Raw genomic sequence first — 23,278 nt, forward strand, 5'->3', positions numbered from 1 at the left:
CTATCATCAGGATTTGAAAAGCCTGGTGATAGCTAAACAGACAGTTTTTGAATACCTCTGTTGCGACGATGAGCTTACCCGCTATAACACCTGCTTTATTTCCCGTTGATAACTAACCGGCGTTGTCCCGGTCCAGCGCCGGAACGCCCGATTGAACGCACTCAACTCGTTATAGCCCAGTATATACGACACTTCTTTAACGGGGTAATGACCCGATTGCAAATAATGCAAGGCTAAGGATTTTCGGATTGAATCGGTCAGTTGCTGATAGGTTACGCCCTCTTCCTGTAGTTTTCGCTGCAAACTCCGACTGCTTACATTCAAATTGGCCGCAATGGCGTCAAGGGTAGGAACCCCCAGATAAGCATTCGCAAGCAGGAATTTATTGATTCGCTCACTGAGTGCTTTTGTATTCGTGAACGCATCATTCATGGCACTCACCTTCCGGAGCAGTAGCCCCTGTAATTCATAATCAGCCGTCAGAATAGGCTCATCCCAGTATTTATGATCAAACTCGATCAGATACGCACTACTGTTCTGAATTGATCGACAACGCAACACCCGTTCATATTCCGGCAAATCAGGTCCTTCAACCGGAAGCATTACCCGAATCGACTGCATTTTACGCAGGATCAGCCCATCGACCTCGTGGAGCGTAAAGGCCATAAAAAAGTCCATTTTCTGCCGAAAAGCAACCGGCGATTCACGTCGACGTTCTTCATTCGGAATAAATCGAATGGCAACCGCCTGATTGGACTGATCCAGTTCCATCACGAATGCGTCTGTAATCAAATGGGCAAAAGCAACAGCGTGATTCAGTGCTTCGCCAATGGTGCGGCTATGCCGGATTAGTTCGCCTACAACCCCCAGCGCTGTCGCCTGTAGTGATTCACCAAAATGAAGACCAAATAAGGGGTCTTGGCTCAGATCAGTGGCATTAAGCCAGAGTTTATTGACCTGTTCGGTAGTCAGTTGGTCTTTTGTTTCGCTTCTCAGATCATCTATTTCCAACCCTGATTGACTGCATAACTCGTCGACAGATGTATTCTTCTGAACGGCATAGGCCAGCAGGTTGAGCGCTAAAAGTTTCTGATAGTCTTGCATGAAGTAAAGTTACTGAAATATCTGACCATGAATTTCCTGGTGTCGTGAAATGGTAATTGGTTGGCGTTCGAAGGTAAAACGAACCCGTAGATGCCCCAATACCTTTGTCAAAAAAACGACATGAAAACAATCGCCCTAGCACTAATGATCGCTCTGAGTCATTCCGCAACACCTCAATCAGCCACTGAAAATCCAACAAAATCCGATCGTCAGATGACCACAAACCAATCAAACAAAAAAACTATGGAAACGCAATCAATGCAGGTAGTCAGTGATTTTTTAATCGCCGTTCAGCAGGGAAATCAGGCAAAACTGGCGTCATCTTTACACCCGGATATCGAATGGAGTCAGCCCGGCAACAACCGCTTCTCCGGCACAAAAAAATCGAGTGCAGAGGTTTTTAAGATGGTAGGCGGCATGTTTGACGTATCATCCAACACACTGGCCTTGACTGATGTGAAGGTTCTTACGGCCAACGGAAATAGCGTTGCCTGCCTGGTACACTGGAAAGCAGTTCAGCCTAACGGCGGCATACTCGATGTCGACAACATCGACGTCTACACGGTTGAAAATGGCCAGATTACCAAGGCTAAAGTATACTCTGCCGATGTAGCGCACGAAGATGAATTCTGGCTCAAGTAAACCGACATAAAGGCATAGAAGAACAAGACCACTGCGATATGAGCGGTGGTTTTGTTTATAAAAGCCGAAAGCTCATGCGGTGGTACTTCGTTGGAACACTTCCTTTTATTTTGTTTTTAAAGGCTATTTCTCAAACATATATCTGTCGACAAAGCAAATAATGGCTAAAAAGTATTACTTTGTGCATAGAATAATAACACAAAGTAATACTTTATGATCTATAGACAATTATATCAAGATCTCGAAGATCATTTATCAAAGAAACAAGCTACTGTTATCACAGGGATGCGCCGAGTTGGTAAGACAACGGCTGTACGTCATCTCTTGGCACAGGTTCCTCATACGAACAAACTATTTCTGGATCTGGAAAAAGCAGAAAACCGATATTTGCTAAATCAACCCATGTATCGTGATGTTGAGCTGGACTTGCAGGTTCAGGGTGTGGATCTGACAAAACCTGCCGTTATAGCGATTGACGAAATTCAACTGGTCAGAAACGCCCCCAGCGTTATTAAATACCTATATGACACCTACACTATCAAATTTTTACTGACAGGGTCCAGTTCATACTACCTGAAGAATCACTTCTCAGAAAGCCTGGCTGGACGAAAGCGAATCTTCGAGATGTTTCCCCTCAATTTTGCTGAATTTGTTGCCTTCCGGGGAATAGATACAAAAACGCTAAAACCATTTATCCGGCACTCATACCAGCAAAGCTACTACCTGAAATACAAAGAGTTATACGAAGAATTTCTTCGATATGGTGGTTTCCCCGAGGTTGCACTGGCTGATACAGATTCGGACAAAGCTAGCTACCTGAGCGACATTATTAATGCCTATATTGAGTTAGACATTCGCCTGTTATCTGATTTTTCGGCCAGCGATGACCTGGTAAGGCTTGTAAGATTGATAGCAGCCCATACGGGCAGTAAAATAGACTACCAAAAGTTAGGGAGCTTATTGGGTATTAATCGAAATAAAATTAAAGACTATCTGACACTACTTGAGTATACATATTTCATCCAAAGTGTACCGGCCTTTAGCCGAAATACTGGTCGTGAGATTTCTCAACAACGCAAACTGTATCTTGCCGATACGGGTCTGCTAAATCAACTGGCCCACCTGAATAGTGGTCAGGTTTTTGAGAATGCCATTGCCAATCAATTACGCTGGTTAGGGCAGGTACAATTCTATCAACGTAAAACAGGCCAGGAAATCGATTTTATTCTGAATGGACAGTTTGCTGTTGAAGTAAAAGAGACACCAACATTGAGTGATCGATCAACCTTGCAAAAAAGAGCAGCTAGCATTGGCCTAACCGACCTGATGCTAATTGGCCGCCATCCGGCACCCAGCGATTTTAGAAACTTTATCTGGGGTGGCAATCTACTACCAGACTGAAACGACAAGCCAAACTTATAAAAGCCGAAAGCTCATGCGGTGGTATTTCGTTGGCCCGAACTTCCGGATAGCCTCCCGATGAACAGGCGTTGGATAACCTACATTCCTGGCCCATCCATAAGCAGGAAACTCCAGTCCAAGTTGCTCCATCAAATCGTCTCGGTAGGTTTTGGCCAGCACTGAAGCAGCTGCAATCGACAGAAAATGAGCATCGCCCTTTATAATGCACGTGTGCGAAATCATCGGATACGGTACAAAGCGATTGCCATCAACCAATAAATGCTCCGGTTGAATCACAAGCGCATCGACGGCACGATGCATGGCCAGAAAACTCGCTTTCAAAATATTAATCCGATCAATATCCTCGTGCGAAACTTCGGCCACTGCCCACGCCAGCGCATCGCGTTTTATGTCGGTGCGGAGTGTTTCCCGTTGCGTGCGGGTCAGTTGTTTAGAGTCGTTCAGAATCGGATGCGTATAGTCTTTGGGTAAGATCACCGCAGCAGCTACTACCGGACCAGCCAAACAGCCGCGCCCAACTTCATCCAACCCAGCTTCGATTGCGTCAGCATTATAATACGATTTAAGCATATGCGATTCGGTTTACAACATTCGGCTTATGGTTTGCAACGGCATACCGAATACAGCGAATTAATCTTCCAGTATATTTCCGACAATGGTGGTTTTCAGACACAATGCAAACAATAGAAATGAGATGGCCCAGTATAAATAAGCCCGATAGCAATCCTGTACATCTTCGTAGACCAGCATTCGAACAGGCGCTTTTTCCAGGCGGTCGATCTGGGCAAAAACAGACCGCAATCGACCGGCATCGATTGCCCGAAAAAAACTGCCACTGCCAATACCGGCAATCGTTTTCAGAATACCCTCATCAATGGTCGAAGCCGACGTGCCGGAACGGGTAACCCGACCAACAGCAATGGTATAAAGCCGGATATTAAACGCTTTGGCTAACCGAGCTGCCGTAATGGGATCGAGGTTACCAGCCGTATTATCACCATCGCTGATCAGAATCACGATCTTACTCCGCTTCTTTACAGATTGCGTTGAATCCTGGCTTAACACACCAGATTCGCGCATCCGGTTAATGCAACGAGCCAGTGCATCGCCAATGGCGGTACCCGATGCGTCGATCATCTTGTCGTCAAGTTCGCTTAAATACTGCTTCAGCAAGTCATGATCGGTCGTGAGTGGGCACAAAGAAAACGCTTCTCCGGCAAAAACAACCAGACCAATGCGGTCGCTTTTGCGACCATTGATAAACGTTTGGGCAACCCGTTTAGCTGCTGCCAGACGATTGGGCGGCAGATCGGTTTCGGTCATAGACGACGACACGTCCATAGCCAGCATTATATCAATTCCTTCTGACTGCTCCACACGATGCGTTTCCACAAGCTGAGGCCGCGCCAGGGCTACCAGTAAAAGACTCATGGCGATTAAGATGCTACCGGGCAACAGAAATCGCAACGAACTAATCAGAATCTGATTGGCTCGAACCGCATTCTCGTTAAGCCGCTCAGCCTGACTCCGCCCCCCTATCGACCCCAGCGACAGGTTTAGGCGTTGTTGTCCCCCCCGATGCAGGTAGTACCGTATTGCCAATAGTAACCCTATCGTTGGAATCAGGTAAAGAGCCAACGGATTAGTGAACCGAAATTGCGCCCATAGATCCGGGTCAAACCAGTGAAATGAGTACCAGGGTTCCATGTTACGAAAAAGTTGACGACTCCGCGTTCTCTGACAACGTTGCTGACGTGGCAGGTACTGACGATGTCTGCATGACATATCGACGACGACGATAGGCCTGACTAGCGACATCGCGCAACACCCGCAGCGCATCCGGCGACTGTGCCGAAAACGTTCCGCCATAAATCATACGATCGGCTTCCCGCAGCGCATCGGCAACACGATCGTCGCCGGTGCGATCCGCAATTTCAGGGGTTGTCAGCGATGCATAAGGTTGTCGTTCCAGTTGCTCCAGATATGTTTTCCAGAGAATAACGGCCTGATTAGCACTTTCGGGGGCTGTATCGGCATTTAAGCTTCGACTTAGCCGGGCATAATTCCGCAAAAACCGTTTATGTTGCTGATAAAGCTGATAGATACGTAATTGTCGGCGAATCGACTGGCCAAACAGCAGATAGATCAGCGTTAATAATGCTGTTGCCACGAGCAGAACTTCACCTAAAACCGGATAATTAAACTGCTGTTGCAAGCGGGCCAGCTGCGTTTGTGACGCCAGGGTCAGGCTTTGGGTCGGCGCGGTACCCGCGCCCGGCAATATAAGTTTCGAACGCAAAAATACGGTATCGACCTGAGTGGTCAGGTAGGTACAATCACTGGCATTAATCAATCGAATAGGTACCTGCAATAATTGAACTGAATCAGTTTCAAACGAAATGAGCGTATAAACGGCACTGTCGCGGCTAATCGCAGCAAGGCCTTCGCCCGTTGTCTGCGTCGGCGAAACGCTTATTTCTTTCACTCGAAATGGAAGAAAATGCCGGGATGTGTCGGGAAAAAGGACCTCAGCCGATGGCGGATGTCGATAGGTAAGCGCATAGCGAAACGGCCGTCCGATTTCAATACTATCGTCCAGAAATTGCCCTTTTAGCGCTGGTTTCGCAGGTGGCTGCCCCCACAACGACACTGTAAACAGGCAGAGAATACTAAGTAATCGAATTGTATGAGCCACTAATCTGCCTTTGTCAGAATTCATTGATACTTTCTGATCCGAAATAAGTCAATAAGCTTCGGTATAAAATCTTCCTGCGAATCGAGCACCAGATAATTGGCATTAAATTGTTTACAAAGCCGCTCCAGCCGGGCTTGGTTTTGCTGAAACGTTTCGCGCAGACGGTTTCGGAATGAGGCCGACGAGGTATTGAGCCAGACCGTCCGGCCATTTTCGGTATCGTGAACCGGAATAATACCAAGCCGGGGTAAATTCACCTCGCGCTGGTCATAAAAATGAATAACGACCAAATCGTGTTTTCTTGCCAGTGCCTTCAGATTATGTTCGTAACCCTGATCGATAAAGTCGGAGAGCAGGATAACGACACTACGGCGTTTAAGACAGTTCAGCGTAAACAGCAACGCATCAGCCAGGTTAGTGCGGGCCGACTCTGGCTGTAACTTAAACAGGCTCATTATCAACTGATAACCCGTTTTTAAGCTGTTTGACGGCTTGATATATCGCTCCTTCTGATCCGAAAAACAGTATAAACCAACGTGGCTGGCTTCGCGAATGGCCGACATGGCCAGCACACCACAAACCTCTTTGGTGGCATCTAATTTAGCCCGGTGCTGCGGGCCGACCTGCTGTGATGCGCTAACATCGACGACAAAAAAAACGGTCTGATCTTTCTCTTCCCGAAATACTTTTACGAACGTACCGTGCCCTTTTGACGACACGTTCCAGTCGATAGCCCGCACATCATCGCCGTACTGATAGATACGTAAATCACTGAACTCCAGTCCTGATCCTTTAAAAACTGATCGAAAGCTACCGCGCATCTGCGAGTTGACTGCCTTTCGGATCTGAATATCGAAATTACGTAGCCGGGCCAAGAACTCGTCCATATCAATTAGGCGTTATGTTATTTTAACAACCAATCCCGAACTTTGACACGCCGGATTATCTTACAAAATTAACGCTTAAAACTATGCGTTGGCATCTGATGAAACAAACCATCTGGATGGCCCTGGCAATGCTTGGTATAGGACTGTTGCCGAGTTGCCAGTCCGCCGAAGATAAACGCCCGGAAAATCTAATTCCTGAGGATCGTATGGCCGATATTCTGACCGAAGTACATATGGCCGAATCGCGTGTCAGCCGTTTGGGGCTTCGATCGATCGATTCGTCCAATTTAGCGTATAAGCATCTGGAAAATCAGATTTTCAGGAAATTTAAGGTAGATACAGCGGCCTATACGAAAAGCTATACGTATTACTCATCGCACCCGAGTGAAATGGAAGCCATCTATAAGCAGGTAGTCGATAACCTGAAAAAGAAAACGGAAGTCTCAAAAAAACCAACCCGTTCATGACTATTGGCATTATCGGCGCAGGAGTTTCGGGGCTTGCACTCGCCTATGAACTCCAGCAGCAAGGTATAGACTATCACATTTGGGAATCAGCCGGACGAGCCGGTGGCTACATTGGCTCACAATGGGCAACAGGACCAACAGGACAACAATATCTGCGCGAGTTAGGTCCTAATTCGTTGCTTGGCGACGCTGATCTATTGCTTTGGCTCGACAAACTGGGCATCACGCCAGAATTGACGTTCAGTAAACCCGTCAGTAAAGCGCGCTATATTTTTCGCGATGGTCAGTACCGGCAGTTACCATCAGGTCCGCCATCGCTTTTGTTCGGCAATTTTTTTAGCTGGAAAACCAAACTGGCTATCTTACGCGAGCGGAACAACAAAACGAAATCGCCCGAAGGAGAAACATTAGCGCAATTTTTCAGGCGCCGTTTTTCCAATGAGATTGTCGATTATGCGCTGGCACCGTTTGTTGGCGGAATTTACGCGGGCGACCCCGAACATCTGCTTGTCTCCGAAACATTTCCAATACTTCTGCACTATGAAAAAGAGTATGGATCGGTACTGCGGGGGTTGATAAAAAATCAATCGGCCGCTGGACGTCGCCAGTCGTTCAGTTTCCGGGATGGCATGCAGGCATTGCCCAACGCCCTGGCCAACCGGCTCACTAATCTGTCGCTCAACGACCCGGTCGAGCGTATTACCCGAACCAGCGACGGCTGGCAGGTCGAAGCAGCAACCGGCACCCAAACCGTTGATACACTGGTACTGGCTATTGGCACTGATGCAGCCTCCCGACTGGTAGCAGCTACCTACCCTGATTTTGCAGCTGCGCTTCGCGAGGTCGAATACCCACCCATGACCGCCATTCACTCGGTCTATAAACGGGCTGATGTTCAGCATCCTCTAAACGGTTTTGGTGGACTGAATCCAAAAGTCGAGGGTCGTTTTGCATCTGGACACATCTGGAGCAGTTCCATTTTTGAGGGTCGTTGCCCCGACGATGAAGTACTGATTACGACAATGGTGGGTGGCCAGTCGGGTGAGCGCAACGCTCGCCTTCCCGATAGCGTACTGTTCGAAAAGGTTCATCAGGAATTAAGTACCAGTTTTGGAATAACGGCAAAAGAACCTGTTTTTCGAGCTCTCACTCGCTGGGAACGAGCCATTCCGCAGTATGATTCCAGGATAGTGGCGGTAAAGCAGCAGGCTGAAGCTGTTGAGAAAGATGGGTTGCTGGTATGTGCCAATTGGTATAAGGGTGTTTCGCTCTCCGATTGTCTTGGTAAAGCCCGGCAACTGGCTAATCAATTGAGCAGCAAATCACTGATTAACAAATTTTAATAGTTATTTTGTACAAAAACTACCAATATCGTTGTTGTAATAGTACCGATATTGGCCACTTGCTAACCCACTCAATAGGTCGTGAAAGAACGTCTGGTAGTAATTCCCACTTATAATGAAATTGAGAACATTGAAGCTATTATCCGTAAAGTGTTCTCACTGCCAGAGCCGTTCGATCTACTGATCGTTGACGATGGCTCACCCGATGGAACGGCCCGGCGCGTTCGTGATTTACAGGAGGAATATAATGGGAGTGGTTCGCCGTCCCGGTTGCATCTGCTCGAACGGCGTGGTAAACTCGGCCTGGGCACGGCGTATATCGATGGGTTTAAATGGGCCTTATCACGGGGTTACCAATATCTTTTCGAGATGGACGCCGACTTCTCGCACAACCCCGATGACCTTATCAAGCTTTATCATGCCTGCGCCGATGAAGGGCCCGACCGCGCGGATGTAGCTGTTGGCTCTCGCTATATTCGTGGGGTTAACGTTGTCAACTGGCCAATGGGGCGGGTGTTGATGTCCTATTTTGCCGGCGTGTATGTGCGGTTCATTACCGGCATGTCGATTATGGACCCAACAGCAGGTTTTGTGTGCTACCGTCATGATGTACTGGAAGTGATTCTTCACAACCCAATCAAATTTGTCGGTTATGCCTTCCAGATCGAAATGAAATTCACCTGCTGGAAGTACGGTTTTCGAATTAAAGAGGTGCCCATCATTTTTACCGACCGTACAAAGGGCGTTTCTAAAATGTCTACCAAAATCTTCAAGGAGGCAGTTTTCGGTGTTCTGCAAATGAAAGTCAGTAGTTTTTTCCGACACTACATTCCACGCCGACAAGCCGCCGAAACAATGGCCGAGCCGGTTGATGCGGTTTAATCTAGAGCGTTTTATATGCTACTGGTTGGAAATAGCCTTTACTGGACACGTCGCTTACTTGGCGAACAGTTAACGACTATTGGGCTACACGCTGGAGATGCTGTTATGGTGCATGCTGGCTTACGTTCGGTGGGACCAATGCTTAATGGCCCAGATGCACTGATTGGGGCCATTCTGGATGTAATTGGTAGTGAAGGTACGCTGCTTTGTTACGTTAACTGGGACTCGCAGCATGAGAATGCGCTCGATGAGACGGGACGAGTACCGAATGCGCTTAAACCAGATATTCCTCCTTTTCATCCTCTATATTCCAGAGCGAGCCGTGATCATGGCGCTTTTGCTGAATTTGTCCGCACAACTCCTGGTGCTCAGCGCAGTTTAAATCCGGGCGCATCAGTCGTCGCCATTGGTGGACGGGCCAGCTGGTTTATTGCTGATCATCCACTCGACTACGGATATGGGCCGGGTTCGCCCTTTGCAAAGCTGGTCTCTATATCGGGGAAGGTTCTGATGATTGGCGCACCCCTCGATACGATGAGCCTGCTTCATCATGCCGAGCACCTGGCTCAGATACCGGGCAAACATATCCGCCGAATGGAGGTCCCACTACAAATTAATGGCCACGTTGATTGGCGTATGATTGAAGAATTCGATACAGTCGATCCGGTAGTCGATGGCCTCGAAGCTGACTATTTCAAAACCATTGTCGAAGAGTTTCTGGCCACAAAGGGTGGAAATGAAGGAATCATTGGTGCCGCCCCCTCCGTTCTAATCTCTGCCGCCGATATCGTTCCCTTTGCCGTTCGGTGGCTGGAGCAGCGATTTGGTTGAACAAATTACAGCAAGTAACACCATTCTTTTCTACTAATCTACGCTGTATACCAGTGCAATATCATTTTAACATTGAACACTTAATCTTATAATGCAAAATTTACGGGAAGGTTGTAACGACAAGCTACCGATCGTCCCTGCTGCCTGGCGGGTATCCAATTCGGCATACTCTGGACTAGTCGTACCGCTTCGGCATCTAAATCAGGGTCAACACTTTTTAGTGCACGGACTTGTTGAATTGCCCCATCCTCAGAAACAATAAAGGTAATGAAGACACGGCCTTGAATTCTGGCCTTTCGGGCGGCCTCCGGATAACGCAGATTGGTCCGAAAATACTGCATCAATTTGTTCATACCCCCCGGAAACTCGGGTTGCTGTTCGACGACGGTAAAGATTGGGCGATTCTGGGTAGAACCTGAGTCAAGGTGAGACTGCTGTGCCCGAGAGGGAAGCCAAAGTGCTCCAACCAGTAAGAAAATAAGCGAAATAGTCCGCATAGCCATTGTCTTTTTAGACGGTCGATTTACTAGTATTGATAGTGTATTAAAGTTAGTCACCTCTTTTATACGAACGGAATACTTTTGAGGGTGTGGTCAGTTAATATCTGGAATTCAGACTACTAGGCCTAAATAACCCTTAATGATAGCCTCTCTGACTGCGTCTTGTAAGACTAATTACATAGCCGGATTTAGTACGCTACTCACTACCTAATAAGCCAGCCACTCCTGACACAAAGTTTGACCATTGGCTTTTCTTCGGCATTCTAACTTTGGCTTCATGATCGACCCACATAAACGAAGTTGATACCCAATGAAACGTAGCCATTTAACCATTACCGCGAGTCTGCTTTTTATAGTGATGCTGGGCATTCATAGGTTGTACGCGCAGTCTATAAATCAATCTTCATTGATTGTATACCTCGCCAGAACTGACGTTCATCCCCAAAATGCTGCGTTCCTGTACTTTATTTTATCATTGCCGACAGATTTTGTTGCTTTGACTAAATATAGCAGCTACCCCTTGAAAAATCGATTATCTCTTTACTGGAAATGTCAATTGGCCGGTTGGTCGCTGGCGGCCCTTTATTGGGGATATACCGGTATCACAGGCGGGACATTCAACGTTGCGTTAGGCCTTCTTCAATTTGTAACGGATGTTGCGGCTTATAGTCTGATTACGCACCTGTACCGGAATTTCGCGTTACGCCACGGATGGACAGACCTGGAAATCAATCCGTTGCTCAAACGGATAATCCCAGCCGTTTTTGTCCTGGGATTTGTATATCTGGTAGTTACTGCGGCTAAAATCTTTTTATTCCGATTGTGGTTTCAAACTGGCCCGGTTCAAAGTTTTCCTCTGTTTATTGAGCTTAATGGAGTAGCGATTTTTATTGCCGGTATCCGGCTCATGTCCATCTGGCTGCTTGCTTATCATTTATACCACTATGCACAACGGGAAGTCAGATCAACCCGAGAGAAGGCCCGACTGGAAATCACAACCCGGGATGCCCGTTTAAATAACCTCTCGGCTCAGCTTAACCCGCATTTACTGTTCAATTCGCTGAATACCATTAAGGCGCTGGTCATTGATGAACCAGAGTCAGCCAGGCGGGCTATTGACCTGCTATCAGATTTACTACGTACGGGGCTGTATACTGGGGATGATGTACTTATTTCGGTAAAAGATGAACTCACCCTGGTGATGGATTATCTGGAACTGGAAAAACTTCGCTTCGAAGAACGATTGACGTATCAGGTGCAAATGGATGATAGCCTGACATCGGTGCGGATACTGCGCTTATCCATTCAGACATTGGTAGAGAATGCGATTAAGCATGGAATAAGCACGCGGAAAGAAGGAGGTTGTGTCCGTATCCAGCTCTCAGAAGAAGCCGGATTTCTTACGATCACGGTCCAAAATCCGGGCCGTCTCGACGCGCGTATACCCATAACCGGCTTAGGGATTGCCAATTTAAAGGAACGACTGCAACTGACCTTTAATGACAGAGCTAATTTGCACTTACTGAACGAACCGGAAGGAATTGTTTCAGCGATTGTACGGATACCAATCACATGAAGAAGATAAGCGTACTGATCATAGATGATGAGCGTCATGCCCGAATGGAGCTCAAACGGCTGATCGCTGGCTTTCCCGAACTGGATTGTATTGGTGAAGCCCGAAATGCCGATGAAGCACAACAGCTTATCGAAGATAAACACCCGGATCTGTTGTTTTTAGATATCCAGATGCCCGAACGGAGTGGATTCGAATTGCTGCAAGCTTTAGATAATGTACCGGAAGTCATCTTCGTCACGGCCTTTGATCAGTATGCCATAAAAGCGTTTGATGTGAATGCACTGGATTACCTGTTGAAACCAATCCGGGCAGAACGGTTTGCACAGGCCATCGCTAAACTGACCATGAAAGCTGCTTTTTCGGGCCAAAACAAGCAGATTTTCGTAAAAGACCGCGATCAATATCATTTCATCCGGTGGGAAAAAGTCTACCTGATTGAATCGATGGACAATTACGCCCGGTTATTTTTTGAGGAGAAAAAGGTCTGGCTGAAACGCTCACTGAACCAGCTCGTCAAAACACTGGACGAAGCTATGTTCTTCCGGATCAACCGGGCACAGGTGGTCAACATGCATTTTATCCAAACGATCAATACATCTGAAAATAGCCGACTAACGATTACGCTCACGACAGGGCAAACGCTGAAGGTTTCGCAACGTCAATCGGCCCGGCTAAAAAACGCAGGAAAAATCTAAGCCAATCGGTAAACTAAAAAATGACATGAAGGAAAAACTCATGATGGGATTGCTATGTCTTCTCCTGACCTCTATAGGCCAGGCACAGTTCTTTACCCTGGCAGCGGTAAACGCGTCCGACAGCCTTGGCGTTGCTCAGGCGATGCCCGAACTAGCCAGAAAAGTTTTAGCCAGTTATCAACCACAAGCAGATCAAAAGGCCTTTTTTGATGCTGTTTTCCGTCTGCAATTAGTCGCCGGTCAATACGCAGAAGCCCAAAAGAGCATTGCATCCTTGCGGTTGCGGTCAAAAGACACCTTCGCCGACTTACTCTTTAAACAATATGAATTATTTGCCGAAGCCCGTTTAAGGCAAAGGCAGAATGGAGCCAGTTTTGGAACAAATTTCAAACCGAGGTTGACTACCCTTTTTGCAGGGTTGGACGATCGAAGAGCAGTCGCTATTTCAACGGCTTTTAGTAGCCGGGATGGGATCATTGGCTTGCAGAATGACCTGAACAATCATTTATCGACGGCAAAAAAGGATAGCCTGACCCTGTCCGAAGCCATAGCGCTTTGTAGTAGCTATAACACCTTACAGGTCTATAAACAGATTGAGGCTATTGCCCTGCCAGTGGTAAAGGCTGATGAAGAGCGTCGGTTTATTCGTGACGACAGCGTGCTGATTAAAACGAAGGATGGAGCAACGCTATCGGCGGTAGTCGTTCGTAAACGAGGGATTACGGCTCCTCAACCCACGGCCTTGCTCTTTTTTATTTATTCGAATACAGATCGAAGTTTGGCTGAAGCAAAATATGCAGCAGCGCGAGGGTACGTGGGGATCGTTGCCGATGCCAGGGGAAAACGACTCAGTCCAGATCCGGTAGCGCCTTATGAACATGAAGCCAAAGACGTTAATTCGGTGATTGACTGGATCGTTAAGCAGCCCTGGAGTAATGGAAAGGTGGGTATGTATGGAGGCAGTTATTCTGGTTTCGCCCAGTGGGCAGCGACGAAGTACCTGCATCCGGCCTTAAAAACGATCGTGCCCTATGTAGCGGCCATTCCGGGCCAGGGCTTGCCGATGGAAAATAACGTATTTCTGAACGCCAATTATCAGTGGGCGTTTTATGTAACGAATAATAAGTACGTCGATAATGAGGTGAATAACGACAATCAGCGATGGCGCCGGATGCGCAACCAATGGTATCAGACCGGTGCCGCATATAGTAAGATCGACAGCATTGACGGAACGCCTAACCCGTGGTTGCAGCGTTGGCTGAAGCATCCTGACTATGATGCGTTCTGGCAAGGCATGGTACCGTATGGAAAAGAGTTTGCCAATATTACGATTCCGGTATTGAGCATTACGGGTTATTACGACGACGGACAGATTTCGGCTCTGCACTACGTCACCGAGCACTTTAAACACAAGCCCAATGCTGATCATTACCTGATCATTGGCCCTTACGATCATTTTGGTGCACAACAGGGAGGACTGCCCGTTTTGCGTGAGTACAACGTAGACCCCGTTGCGTTGATCGATACGAAAGAAATTACGTTTAATTGGCTGAATTATGTGCTTAAGGGTGGCCAAAAACCAGCTCTATTGAAAGACAGGATCAATTATGAGGTTATGGGAGCCAATGCCTGGCAACATGCGCCATCCATCGAAAAAATGAGTAACACGAGTCTGATACTTTATCTGACAGATCAGAAAGACGGAGACAATTATCGGCTGACCAGGCAAAAGCCCAAAATACCCAGAGCACTTAAACAGGAAGTTGACCTGGCCGACCGCACTACCTGGAACAATGATTACTATCCAGACCCGATCGTCAGAAAAACACTAAACCGGAGCAACGGCCTGTTTTTTATCAGCGATCCTTTCGATCAAGAGGTTTCCATCAATGGACTGTTTTCGGGAGAACTGAAAGCGATCATTAATAAAAAAGACATGGATATAGGTGTCGTACTTTACGAAGTGACACCGCAGGGTGAGTTTTTCGAGCTGTCGTACTATTTAGGCAGGGCAAGCTATGCCCGAGATGCGAGCCATCGAAATCTGTTAAAGCCCGGCGTTATGGAAACCATTCCGTTTTCGAAAACAAGACTGGTCAGCCGTCAATTGCGAAAGGGAAGCCGCTTGCTCGTCGTTTTAAATATCGACAAAAACCCCTTTGCCCAGATCAATTACGGCACCGGCAAGGACGTAAGCCAGGAAACGATCCGAGATGCCGGTTCCCCCTTAACGATTGAGTGGTTTACCGATAGTTTTATCAAAATTCCCGTTCAGGAAAATCCCGCTCGTTTCTGATTCTCTGGAGACCTGCTTGGGGGTAGGTCTCCAGACAACTGGAAGGGTAGTAAGAAAGTACTAATCTACGGGCAGATCGGTCGATTCAGAAACCGTTCAGATCAACTAGTCAGCATATCAATAAACCTTGCTCCACTTTCGACCAGAGATGCGTCATTGTTGAGTATCAATAAATTCGGATGATGAACCGGTGGAATCTGCTGATTGCGCTCGATCCGGGCGTTGATCTCTTCTGTTGTTTCACGGCCTCGGTCGGTTAGTCGCTGCCGCAGTACATCGGGGCTCACGTCGATTAGAATAATCCGCATTTCCGGGAAACGCTGGCTGGCTGTTGGCAGGTATTTCCGTGAGCCGTTGACAACGACATTAGCCCCCGTACTCATCCAGGATGTGATTTCAATACCAATGCCATAAAAATTCTGGTGACTCTGCCAGTCGAGCGCAAACAGGCCTAATTCCCGACGGTTAAGAAATTCGGACTGCGTCAGGCAAACGTGGTTTTCGCCACCGGCATCCATCGGGCGCGTAATGTAACGGTGAGCAAACAGAATTGGTAATCGACCGGCTACCTGCTCTCGGGCATAGGTCATCAACGCATCTTTACCAGACCCCGATGGGCCAATTACATAAAACAATTTCCCTCCTGCCATGGTCGATGTGATGAATTGTCAGCCAGTGCCGGCAAAATCAATAAATCTGAGCTATCGGCTTCCGTTCAACATCGGATCAGTTATTCGATGCGAGCACAATAAAACTAGGATTTCCTTAAAATCTGCTCCCGTAACTGTTCATAATCCTCATTATTGATAGCTACCTCAATCCGTTTGTGCGGGTTTGAAAATCCAGCTACGATGGTTATGCCTGACTTAGCGATACCAAATTGTTTAGCCAGAAATTCGATCAGGTAGGCATTGGCTTTGCCATCCTGAGCAGGCGCTTTTATTTTAACCATAAGAAGCCCGGCAGCGTCATAGAACAGTTGGTCTACTTTGCTGCCGGGCTTAACTTTCAGGTGTAGGATCACGTTCGTTAAATAGTCACGTTGTAATTCAGCTTAATCTCATCACCAGTCGAACCCCGAAAGCCCCAGTTATGCGCCGGACTTTCCAGAATACAGATTTCAAGATCGGTTACGGCTAATCCTAGTTGCTCAGCAATGCGTTCATAGAGTAAATGAATCAGCTTTTTCCTGGTCTCAACAGTACGTCCTTCCATCATGATAAACTCCAGAATAACATAGCGTTCTGAAGCCGTTGCAGGCATGAAGAAGTCCTCTTTATCAAGATAGAAAAATCGGTGTGCGCGCTTATTCTGAGGAAACTGTAGCGCGTCTACCACACACGAATGAACCACCTCCGAAAGCTGGTCTCGAATGGGCAATAAGTGCTCCCGAACACCATAAATCTTTACCTGACTCACGCTGGTTGCTTTAACTGGCTAGCCAAAACGGCAATACCCTCTTCAAATGTATGCGGGTCATAACCCAGTACCGTATGCGCTTTATCGAGAATAAATCCGGTACGTGGAGGACGACGGGCAATCTGTGTAAAGGTCGATGCGTCGGCCTGCGTGATCAGCGATTTGTCCAATCCGAAATAATCGGCCGTTTTAATCGCCATGTCATACGGCGTCAGTACCTCCTTGCCCGAAATATTGAAAATACCTGCTGCTTCTTTATCGGCGATGAGGTAGCAACCCATTGCCAGATCTTCGGCCAGCGTCGGGCTACGCCACTGATCCGTTACGACCTTAATGTTCTTGCCATCTTCGAGTGACTTTTTGACCCATAAAATGATATTGCTGCGGCTCATGTCGTGAGCTATACCATATACGAGTACTGTCCGCGCAATAGCCCAACGCAACCCACCCGAATGTTTCACTGCCGACTCACCAGCCTGCTTGCTCCAGCCATAAAAACTAATTGGATTAGCTTCGGCCGTTTCGTCATAGGGGCCAGCCTCTCCATCGAAAATAAAGTCGGTTGACACGTGAACCAGGAAAGCATCAATGGCCCGGCAGGCTTCAATGATATACTCAACGGCATGAACGTTCTGTGCCCAGCAATCATCTTTCTGAATTTCACACTTATCCACATCCGTCATGGCGGCTCCGTGGATAACTACGTTCGGGCGCACATCACCGATCACATCATGTACTTCCTGACGGTTGGTGATATCCATTGAGCGATAGGTATAGCCTTCTAAATAAGGCAGCCGATTACCACCGCGTGCCGTAGCGATTAAGTCGACATCCGGCTGCTGCACCAGCAAGTCGACCAATTTTTGCCCCAGTAAACCATTGGCACCCGTGAGAAGAATTCGTTTTTTCATAATTTTCTGTGTAGAGACCGGTCTGCCAGCGCAGTCTTCTGACTAAATGGCTTTGCCGGTACGTTTTAGAATTGACGCAGGTAAGACGCAAATTACGTCTCTACAAGTATTGATAGCCGTACTGTTTTTTAATCTTTTTTTTCTTTATCCAGGAACCAGTCATACTCATGCGAACGTCCTGATTTGGGCGATCCATTTCATTACGAGGCTGTTTAACAATGCTGTCGACTACAGCTAACCCATCAATTACTTCGCCAAACACGGTGTAGTTGCCATCCAGATGTGGAGCTCCCCCCAGCGTTTGATACACTTTTTTCTGCTCATCGGTTGGCAAACGGCCTTTCATTGTTTGAATCCGGGCAATTTGCTTCTGAAAATCCTCATCGTTCCAGACACGTCCCTGCACAACATAGAACTGACAACCGCTTGATGCTTTCTCGGGGTTATTATCACGAGCAGCAGCCAGCGCGCCTTTTTTATGAAAAAGCGCCGGCACAAACTCCGCCGGAATTTTGTAGTCTACAGCGCCCATACCTAAGGGTTCGTCGGCCTGCGACTTGCGCGAGTTCGGATCACCTCCCTGAATCATAAACATTGGGATGATTCTGTGAAATAACAAGCTATCGTAAAATTTCTGATTAACGAGTTTAATGAAGTTTTCTTTATGTTTCGGAGTCTGGTCATACAGCACGAGCCGCATGGTGCCAAACCGGGTATTGAGCGATACGAGATAGTCTTTTTTCTTGCGATTTTGGCCCATTGTCAGCAAGGGCATGAGCAGGAAAACAAGCAGAAGTTTGCGCATTAGGCTATATAAGTTACGGTAAACGTTAAACTCAAAGGGCTACCCGGTTCTGAAATACATCCTTCAGGCGCTGGTCGTGCGTAACAACAATCAGACTAGCACCGATCTGTTCCGATTGTTCGCGCAGGAGCTTTACGACCCGTGCGGTGTTCTCATCGTCGAGGCTGGATGTTGGTTCATCGGCCAGAATAATATCGGGCTGATTCATGACCGCCCGCGCAATACTGACCCGCTGCTGTTCACCCTGACTCAACTGATGGGTTTGCTTAGGCAATTGATCGCCAAAACCTAACTGACTGGCCAGATCGCGGGCGCGGTTTTTGTCCTGCGGCTTACTGGCCAGATAGTTGGCCAATACCAGGTTATCCAGTACCGACAGCGAACTGACAAAATGAGGCTTCTGATAAATAATACCAACGTGCTTGGCCCGAAAAGCCGCCGTTTCGGCTGGACTCAGTTTCGTCAGGTCAGTCTGGTCAATAACGACCGAACCGCCCTTTGGTCGAAGCAGTAAAGCCAGTAGGTGCAGGAAGGTTGTTTTTCCCGTACCGGATCGCCCCAGAATCAGAAGGGCTTCGCGGTTAGCGCAGTATACATCCGGAAATGCGAACTGTTTCGCAGGACCGTATTCAAACGTGAGTTGATTTGTTGCCAGCATCGGATTCGGGCGAGTACTCACAAAAATAGGCAAAAGTATGGCAGGCTGAATAATTCATGAATAATGTACACTAGATAATGAATAATTTTACCGGCCATTACGTACAGGGCTTTCGCCGGGGATTGCGCTACGATTAACCATAATTCCCGTATGAGTTGTGACTCGGCTCCCGGAAAAAGCCCCATTATTCAGTATAACCTTGAAACGCATCGCCCTCTTTGCTTCCGGTTCCGGCTCGAACGCCGAAAAAATTGCAACTTATTTTGCTGACAATGCTGACATAGACGTTTCGCTGATTGTCTCCAACAATCACAAAGCGGGGGTTATCGAACGGGCCCGCCGGCTTCATATTCCGGTTTTGTTATTTGATCGGAAAACATTTTATGAAACGGATAAAATCACGCAACTCCTGATCAATCAGGAAATCGACCTCATCGTCCTGGCTGGCTTTATGTGGCTGATGCCGAGCGATTTAGTTCGTTCCTTTCCCAATAAAATCGTTAATATTCACCCGGCTTTGCTACCTAAATTTGGTGGAAAAGGAATGTATGGCCACTTTGTTCATGAAGCGGTCGTAGCGGCTGGTGAAACCGAATCCGGCATTACGATTCATTACGTAAATGAACGATATGATGAAGGCCAGGTCATTTACCAGGCTAGCTGTCCGGTCCTACCAACAGACACGCCGGATGATGTAGCCCGGAATGTTCAGGTACTTGAGCACACGCATTATCCACGTGTTATAGCCGAAGTTCTGGCAGGACTTTCCTGATGTATGAGTAGGGTTTGAACCCGTTGAGTGAGGTCAGGTTGAAAAACCTGACCTATGCGGATCAAGAAGCCTAAATACGATACTTCTCCACATCGATTGCTTTACTGACTAAGTCACGGATTAATAAGACCTCCCCCTTTTAAAGTAGTTCTACATAGCCGTCCGTTCCATTCACCCGGATTCGTTGCCCGTCTTTGATCAGCTTAGTCGCATTTTCTACGCCAACAACTGCCGGTAAACCATATTCACGTGCGATAACGGCGCCGTGAGTCATCAGTCCACCCACTTCGGTAATCAGACCTTTGATGGATACAAACAAGGGTGTCCAGCTAGGGTCCGTAAACGCGGTGACCAATATATCTCCTTCTTCCAGATCAGCATCTTCCATATTTACGATGACACGGGCTCGTCCCTCGATAACACCGGACGAAACAGCCAGACCGACAATAGCCCCGGCAGGGAGATTTTCGCGTTTGTACTTGCCTGTTATGATTTCACCATCAGACGTGATCACACGCGGTGGAATTAGTTTTTCATAGATTTTGAACTCATCTTTTCGCTGGTTAATGATCTGGTAATCCAGCGTATTGGTCTTGACGACTTCACGAAATTCATCGAAAGTAAGGTAGTAGATATCTTCCTTTTCCTGAATAACGCCGGCTTGTACGAGTTGCTCAGCTTCGTTCAGCAAAGCCTGTTTATAAACGAAGTAGCGACTAACTATGCCGTATTTTGGATATTCACGATAGCCGGCAAAATTCCGGATCAGGTCGATCATTCGTTTCGTTTCGCTGGCTTTTTGTTCACCATCGGGCAGTTGCTTTAATCGACCCAATAACTCGTGCTCTTTTTTCAAAGCTTCCTGTCGTCCCTGCTCAAACTTCCGCTTGCTTTCCTTCGGCTCGAAGTTTTTGATATTACCAAGAATGACAGGAACAAGTGTCGTTGGTTTCTCGCTCCAGCGAGTTTTGGTAATATCGATTTCTCCAGCACAGCGCATTCCGTATTTGTCCAGATAAGCAGCGATAGCATCCCGTGTTTCCTGTCCACCCTCAAACTGAACCAGTTCATCCAGAAAATTATCGTCTTTTATCTGCGAAAGGCCGCCCCACGGAAGGCCGCCCCGTTGTAAATACTTAATTACTTCCGGATAAGGACGGATCACATCGGCTACATCCAAAAGTGCAAGCCCCATTTCCGAAGTGATATTGTTGGGCGCAGATTGAGAAAGCGTATCTGCTGCATTTTTCTCACCCAGCCACTCACTCATTTTCTCATTGATCCAGGATGAAGCATTCATGCCCGTCATAATCACGCCAAAGCTCTGTGAATCAGCACTGGTCTGCTTTAATTGCTGGATATCTCCCAGGATAAAATCAAACAGATCCGATCCTGATTTCATTTGGATGTTCTGCTTTAACTCGTCTATCGATGTTTGACTACGCCTGATCAAATCCGAAACGATTGTTGGGTCATAATCTTTTAGTATTTGAAAGTCCGTATGCGAACGACCTTGGCTGCTTTTACCAGGCTTTGGTCCCGGTTTATCATCTGGCAACAATTTGATAAAATCTTCCCGCTCTATGATGGTTGTAAGTGCATCTTTCATGAGTGGATCAGATTTCCCCAAGGTGACATTTACTATAGTTTCTCTACCGACAGGTGAAGTCAGCATAGCTGTAACATCAACAAATAACCTTCCGCCAGCAGTGTACATGGGTGCCCGGGTCGTTAACAGGAAAAAAGACAATCCCAATGGTTTCATGGCATCGGTCATCATTTGGTTATGACCGACCGATACAAAGACGTGCGGGCCGCGCTCGGTCGGGTCGTCGCACCGGCGCACCGGCTCGGTCGGGCCACGCCTGGCATTTTCGGGATTATTCGCTTCAGGGATCGGGTATAACGTTGTGATTGGGCGGCTCTGGACAATATAAAATGAATCATCCGCCAAACACCATTCGATGTCCTGCGGGCTTCCGAAATGTTCTTCGATTTTTCTACCCAGACGCGCGAGCTGTAAAATCTGCTCATCCGTCAGTGCCTGCCGGTTCTGCAACTCAGGCTCAATGGCCTGTTCGTACGTACCGCCCTCCTGTAAGGCATAAATAGCTAATTTCTTGGTGGTTATCTTCTTATCAATAACCTTGCCGTTGCAAACTTGATAGAGATCAGCATTGACAAGTCCGGAGACCAGGGCCTCCCCCAGTCCGAAGCTGGCATCAATGGATAACACGTTTCTATTTCCAGAAACTGGATCGGCCGTAAATAAAATGCCTGCCACCTGCGGGAAGACCATCCGCTGAACAATCACAGACAGCTGGACTTTACGGTGATCGAATCCATTTTGAAGGCGGTACATGACAGCCCTCTCGGTAAATAAAGAGGCCCAGCACTTGCTGATGTGCTTCAGGATGGCTTCTTTTCCGATAATGTTCAGATACGTATCCTGCTGGCCGGCAAAAGAGGCCGTCGGTAAATCTTCTGCCGTTGCGCTGGAGCGTACCGCATAGGCAGTTTTTTCACCAAGCCTGGAAAGGAAGTGAGTAACTTCTTCCTGAATGCCTTGAGGAATAGCAACTCCTTCGATGGTTCTGCGAATCTCTGTGCTCAATTCACCGATTCTATCCCGGTCTTCCACCTTCAGCAGCGATAACTGATCCAGTAATTCGTTAATCGACGATGTTTCCCCAATAATTTTTTCAAAGGCTTCCGTAGAAATACAAAACCCATCCGGAATGAGTATTCCCTCAATCTTGCTAAGCTCCCCCAGGTTCGCACCTTTACCGCCGACTAATGCAAGTTTTGTCTTATCGATTTCCTGAAAACCAAGTATGAAGGCGTTCATATTTTTCATTTTTTATACTTTTCTGCAATTATTTGTTGTTGAGTTGATTCGTCGTCTCATTCATGATGTCAATTGCTTTCAAAAAGTAGGCTTCAATGATTTTGGCTTCCTCGTCTGAAAATGAAGCGATCAATTTTTCTGACTTGCTTCGGAATTCTTTGTAGAGTGGTACCAGGAGTGCCATTATAGTTGGGGTGTTTGGTACAATGAAGACCTTCCGTCTGTCGTCTTCAGCAAATTGTCTTTTCACCAGGTTTTTTTTTTCAAATCTGTCGATCAAACCGGTAACCGCACCCGTCGTCAGACCTGTTAAGGTCGACAGCTCTCCTGCCGTCATTTGCCCTTTTTCCATTAAAAATCCCAGGTATTTATGGTCAGTTCCTGAAAGCCCCGCTTTTCGGGCAACGGCTTCGTGCATCTGAATGGAGGTGTATGCATACTGCTGGCTCAGTTTTCTGATCTGTTTGAGTAGGTCCTCATCCATATTATATCTTATTAGCTAAATATCTTAGCAACAAAGATAAT

24 protein-coding genes are annotated in these 23,278 nt (G+C 47.2%); 10 read left to right on the forward strand and 14 right to left on the reverse strand.

What is annotated here, in order from left to right:
* Positions 1–81: 81 nt before the first annotated feature.
* Positions 82–1,104: an AraC family transcriptional regulator gene (locus G8759_RS34395; RefSeq protein ID WP_167218165.1), complete on the reverse strand. Its 1,023-nt coding sequence runs from the start codon at positions 1,102–1,104 to the stop codon at positions 82–84.
* Positions 1,105–1,347: 243 nt separating this feature from the next.
* On the opposite strand from G8759_RS34395, the gene G8759_RS34400 reads away from it, so the two are divergent.
* Positions 1,348–1,746, forward strand: coding sequence for a nuclear transport factor 2 family protein (locus tag G8759_RS34400; protein WP_167218167.1), 399 nt, complete (start codon positions 1,348–1,350; stop codon positions 1,744–1,746).
* A gap of 285 nt (positions 1,747–2,031) precedes the next feature.
* Positions 2,032–3,147, forward strand: a complete 1,116-nt coding sequence (locus G8759_RS34405) for an ATP-binding protein (RefSeq protein WP_232074061.1) — start codon at positions 2,032–2,034, stop codon at positions 3,145–3,147.
* Between the two features lie 15 nt (positions 3,148–3,162).
* Here G8759_RS34405 and G8759_RS34410 read toward each other — a convergent pair whose 3' ends face one another.
* The 4 genes from G8759_RS34410 to G8759_RS34425 are packed head-to-tail and all read right to left on the reverse strand — an operon-like array spanning position 3,163 to position 6,750.
* Positions 3,163–3,738: a ribonuclease HII gene (locus G8759_RS34410; RefSeq protein ID WP_167218172.1), complete on the reverse strand. Its 576-nt coding sequence runs from the start codon at positions 3,736–3,738 to the stop codon at positions 3,163–3,165.
* Positions 3,739–3,798: 60 nt separating this feature from the next.
* On the reverse strand, positions 3,799–4,875 hold the full coding sequence (locus tag G8759_RS34415) for a VWA domain-containing protein (RefSeq protein ID WP_167218174.1): 1,077 nt from the start codon (positions 4,873–4,875) through the stop codon (positions 3,799–3,801).
* 1 nt (position 4,876) lies between these two features.
* On the reverse strand, positions 4,877–5,887 hold the full coding sequence (locus G8759_RS34420) for a hypothetical protein (protein ID WP_232074062.1): 1,011 nt from the start codon (positions 5,885–5,887) through the stop codon (positions 4,877–4,879).
* Positions 5,884–6,750 (reverse strand): DUF58 domain-containing protein, encoded by an 867-nt coding sequence (locus tag G8759_RS34425; RefSeq protein WP_167218176.1) that lies wholly within the window; start codon positions 6,748–6,750, stop codon positions 5,884–5,886. Before G8759_RS34425 ends, G8759_RS34420 begins: the two co-directional genes overlap by 4 nt.
* Positions 6,751–6,833: 83 nt before the next feature.
* On the opposite strand from G8759_RS34425, the gene G8759_RS34430 reads away from it, so the two are divergent.
* From G8759_RS34430 to aac(3), 4 genes are all read left to right on the forward strand, one after another.
* Positions 6,834–7,217 carry a DUF4296 domain-containing protein gene (locus G8759_RS34430; RefSeq protein ID WP_167218178.1) on the forward strand — a complete coding sequence of 128 codons (384 nt, stop codon included), beginning with the start codon at positions 6,834–6,836 and terminating at the stop codon, positions 7,215–7,217.
* Positions 7,214–8,560 (forward strand): protoporphyrinogen oxidase, encoded by a 1,347-nt coding sequence (hemG, locus tag G8759_RS34435; RefSeq protein WP_167218180.1) that lies wholly within the window; start codon positions 7,214–7,216, stop codon positions 8,558–8,560. The genes G8759_RS34430 and hemG overlap by 4 nt, the downstream gene beginning before the upstream one ends.
* Before the next feature lie 81 nt (positions 8,561–8,641).
* Positions 8,642–9,442 carry a polyprenol monophosphomannose synthase gene (locus G8759_RS34440; protein ID WP_167218182.1) on the forward strand — a complete coding sequence of 267 codons (801 nt, stop codon included), beginning with the start codon at positions 8,642–8,644 and terminating at the stop codon, positions 9,440–9,442.
* Between the two features lie 15 nt (positions 9,443–9,457).
* Positions 9,458–10,273: an aminoglycoside 3-N-acetyltransferase gene (gene aac(3) / locus G8759_RS34445; protein ID WP_167218185.1), complete on the forward strand. Its 816-nt coding sequence runs from the start codon at positions 9,458–9,460 to the stop codon at positions 10,271–10,273.
* Between the two features lie 86 nt (positions 10,274–10,359).
* Here the strand turns inward: aac(3) and G8759_RS34450 are convergent, their stop codons facing one another.
* The gene (locus tag G8759_RS34450; RefSeq protein ID WP_167218187.1) at positions 10,360–10,770 is read right to left on the reverse strand and encodes an energy transducer TonB; all 411 of its coding nucleotides are present in this window, start codon (positions 10,768–10,770) and stop codon (positions 10,360–10,362) included.
* 523 nt (positions 10,771–11,293) lie between these two features.
* Here G8759_RS34450 and G8759_RS34455 point away from each other — a divergent pair.
* The 3 genes from G8759_RS34455 to G8759_RS34465 are packed head-to-tail and all read left to right on the forward strand — an operon-like array spanning position 11,294 to position 15,340.
* On the forward strand, positions 11,294–12,349 hold the full coding sequence (locus G8759_RS34455; protein WP_167218189.1) for a sensor histidine kinase: 1,056 nt from the start codon (positions 11,294–11,296) through the stop codon (positions 12,347–12,349).
* Positions 12,346–13,044 carry a LytR/AlgR family response regulator transcription factor gene (locus G8759_RS34460; protein ID WP_167218191.1) on the forward strand — a complete coding sequence of 233 codons (699 nt, stop codon included), beginning with the start codon at positions 12,346–12,348 and terminating at the stop codon, positions 13,042–13,044. The genes G8759_RS34455 and G8759_RS34460 overlap by 4 nt, the downstream gene beginning before the upstream one ends.
* Positions 13,045–13,069: 25 nt before the next feature.
* The gene (locus G8759_RS34465; RefSeq protein ID WP_232074063.1) at positions 13,070–15,340 is read left to right on the forward strand and encodes a CocE/NonD family hydrolase; all 2,271 of its coding nucleotides are present in this window, start codon (positions 13,070–13,072) and stop codon (positions 15,338–15,340) included.
* 101 nt (positions 15,341–15,441) lie between these two features.
* Here G8759_RS34465 and phnN read toward each other — a convergent pair whose 3' ends face one another.
* The 6 genes from phnN to G8759_RS34495 all read right to left on the reverse strand — a co-directional run bounded on the left by phnN (position 15,442) and on the right by G8759_RS34495 (position 19,133).
* On the reverse strand, positions 15,442–15,990 hold the full coding sequence (phnN, locus tag G8759_RS34470; protein WP_167218193.1) for a phosphonate metabolism protein/1,5-bisphosphokinase (PRPP-forming) PhnN: 549 nt from the start codon (positions 15,988–15,990) through the stop codon (positions 15,442–15,444).
* Between the two features lie 104 nt (positions 15,991–16,094).
* Positions 16,095–16,364: a DUF167 domain-containing protein gene (locus G8759_RS34475; protein WP_167218195.1), complete on the reverse strand. Its 270-nt coding sequence runs from the start codon at positions 16,362–16,364 to the stop codon at positions 16,095–16,097.
* A gap of 5 nt (positions 16,365–16,369) precedes the next feature.
* Positions 16,370–16,759, reverse strand: coding sequence for a tautomerase family protein (locus G8759_RS34480; protein WP_167218197.1), 390 nt, complete (start codon positions 16,757–16,759; stop codon positions 16,370–16,372).
* Positions 16,756–17,670 carry an SDR family oxidoreductase gene (locus G8759_RS34485; protein ID WP_167218200.1) on the reverse strand — a complete coding sequence of 305 codons (915 nt, stop codon included), beginning with the start codon at positions 17,668–17,670 and terminating at the stop codon, positions 16,756–16,758. Before G8759_RS34485 ends, G8759_RS34480 begins: the two co-directional genes overlap by 4 nt.
* A gap of 100 nt (positions 17,671–17,770) precedes the next feature.
* A complete protein-coding gene (locus G8759_RS34490) occupies positions 17,771–18,475 on the reverse strand; it encodes a peptidylprolyl isomerase (RefSeq protein WP_167218202.1) in 705 nt (234 codons plus the stop codon).
* Positions 18,476–18,506: 31 nt separating this feature from the next.
* On the reverse strand, positions 18,507–19,133 hold the full coding sequence (locus G8759_RS34495) for an ABC transporter ATP-binding protein (protein ID WP_167219407.1): 627 nt from the start codon (positions 19,131–19,133) through the stop codon (positions 18,507–18,509).
* A 199-nt stretch (positions 19,134–19,332) separates the two neighbouring features.
* Between G8759_RS34495 and purN the strand changes: the two genes are divergently transcribed.
* Entirely contained in the window at positions 19,333–19,905 is a 573-nt protein-coding gene (gene purN, locus G8759_RS34500; RefSeq protein WP_167218204.1) for a phosphoribosylglycinamide formyltransferase, read from the forward strand.
* 139 nt (positions 19,906–20,044) lie between these two features.
* Here purN and ppsA read toward each other — a convergent pair whose 3' ends face one another.
* Both ppsA and G8759_RS34510 read right to left on the reverse strand, forming a co-directional pair.
* A complete protein-coding gene (gene ppsA / locus G8759_RS34505; protein ID WP_167218206.1) occupies positions 20,045–22,753 on the reverse strand; it encodes a phosphoenolpyruvate synthase in 2,709 nt (902 codons plus the stop codon).
* A 28-nt stretch (positions 22,754–22,781) separates the two neighbouring features.
* Positions 22,782–23,237 carry a MarR family winged helix-turn-helix transcriptional regulator gene (locus tag G8759_RS34510; RefSeq protein WP_167218208.1) on the reverse strand — a complete coding sequence of 152 codons (456 nt, stop codon included), beginning with the start codon at positions 23,235–23,237 and terminating at the stop codon, positions 22,782–22,784.
* Between the last annotated feature and the right edge of the window lie 41 nt (positions 23,238–23,278).

Origin of the sequence: Spirosoma aureum (genome assembly GCF_011604685.1) — a bacterium.
Taxonomy (GTDB): domain Bacteria; phylum Bacteroidota; class Bacteroidia; order Cytophagales; family Spirosomataceae; genus Spirosoma; species Spirosoma aureum.

Bases quoted from the DNA above. Each gene is read 5' to 3' on its own strand.
- G8759_RS34395 (WP_167218165.1), bottom strand. From the start codon at position 1,104: ATGCAAGACTATCAGAAACTTTTAGCGCTCAACCTGCTGGCCTATGCC.
- G8759_RS34400 (WP_167218167.1), top strand. From the start codon at position 1,348: ATGGAAACGCAATCAATGCAGGTAGTCAGTGATTTTTTAATCGCCGTT.
- G8759_RS34405 (WP_232074061.1), top strand. From the start codon at position 2,032: ATGCGCCGAGTTGGTAAGACAACGGCTGTACGTCATCTCTTGGCACAG.
- G8759_RS34410 (WP_167218172.1), bottom strand. From the start codon at position 3,738: ATGCTTAAATCGTATTATAATGCTGACGCAATCGAAGCTGGGTTGGAT.
- G8759_RS34415 (WP_167218174.1), bottom strand. From the start codon at position 4,875: ATGGAACCCTGGTACTCATTTCACTGGTTTGACCCGGATCTATGGGCG.
- G8759_RS34420 (WP_232074062.1), bottom strand. From the start codon at position 5,887: ATGAATTCTGACAAAGGCAGATTAGTGGCTCATACAATTCGATTACTT.
- G8759_RS34425 (WP_167218176.1), bottom strand. From the start codon at position 6,750: ATGGACGAGTTCTTGGCCCGGCTACGTAATTTCGATATTCAGATCCGA.
- G8759_RS34430 (WP_167218178.1), top strand. From the start codon at position 6,834: ATGCGTTGGCATCTGATGAAACAAACCATCTGGATGGCCCTGGCAATG.
- hemG (WP_167218180.1), top strand. From the start codon at position 7,214: ATGACTATTGGCATTATCGGCGCAGGAGTTTCGGGGCTTGCACTCGCC.
- G8759_RS34450 (WP_167218187.1), bottom strand. From the start codon at position 10,770: ATGCGGACTATTTCGCTTATTTTCTTACTGGTTGGAGCACTTTGGCTT.
- G8759_RS34460 (WP_167218191.1), top strand. From the start codon at position 12,346: ATGAAGAAGATAAGCGTACTGATCATAGATGATGAGCGTCATGCCCGA.
- G8759_RS34465 (WP_232074063.1), top strand. From the start codon at position 13,070: ATGAAGGAAAAACTCATGATGGGATTGCTATGTCTTCTCCTGACCTCT.
- phnN (WP_167218193.1), bottom strand. From the start codon at position 15,990: ATGGCAGGAGGGAAATTGTTTTATGTAATTGGCCCATCGGGGTCTGGT.
- G8759_RS34485 (WP_167218200.1), bottom strand. From the start codon at position 17,670: ATGAAAAAACGAATTCTTCTCACGGGTGCCAATGGTTTACTGGGGCAA.
- G8759_RS34490 (WP_167218202.1), bottom strand. From the start codon at position 18,475: ATGCGCAAACTTCTGCTTGTTTTCCTGCTCATGCCCTTGCTGACAATG.
- G8759_RS34495 (WP_167219407.1), bottom strand. From the start codon at position 19,133: ATGCTGGCAACAAATCAACTCACGTTTGAATACGGTCCTGCGAAACAG.
- ppsA (WP_167218206.1), bottom strand. From the start codon at position 22,753: ATGAACGCCTTCATACTTGGTTTTCAGGAAATCGATAAGACAAAACTT.
- G8759_RS34510 (WP_167218208.1), bottom strand. From the start codon at position 23,237: ATGGATGAGGACCTACTCAAACAGATCAGAAAACTGAGCCAGCAGTAT.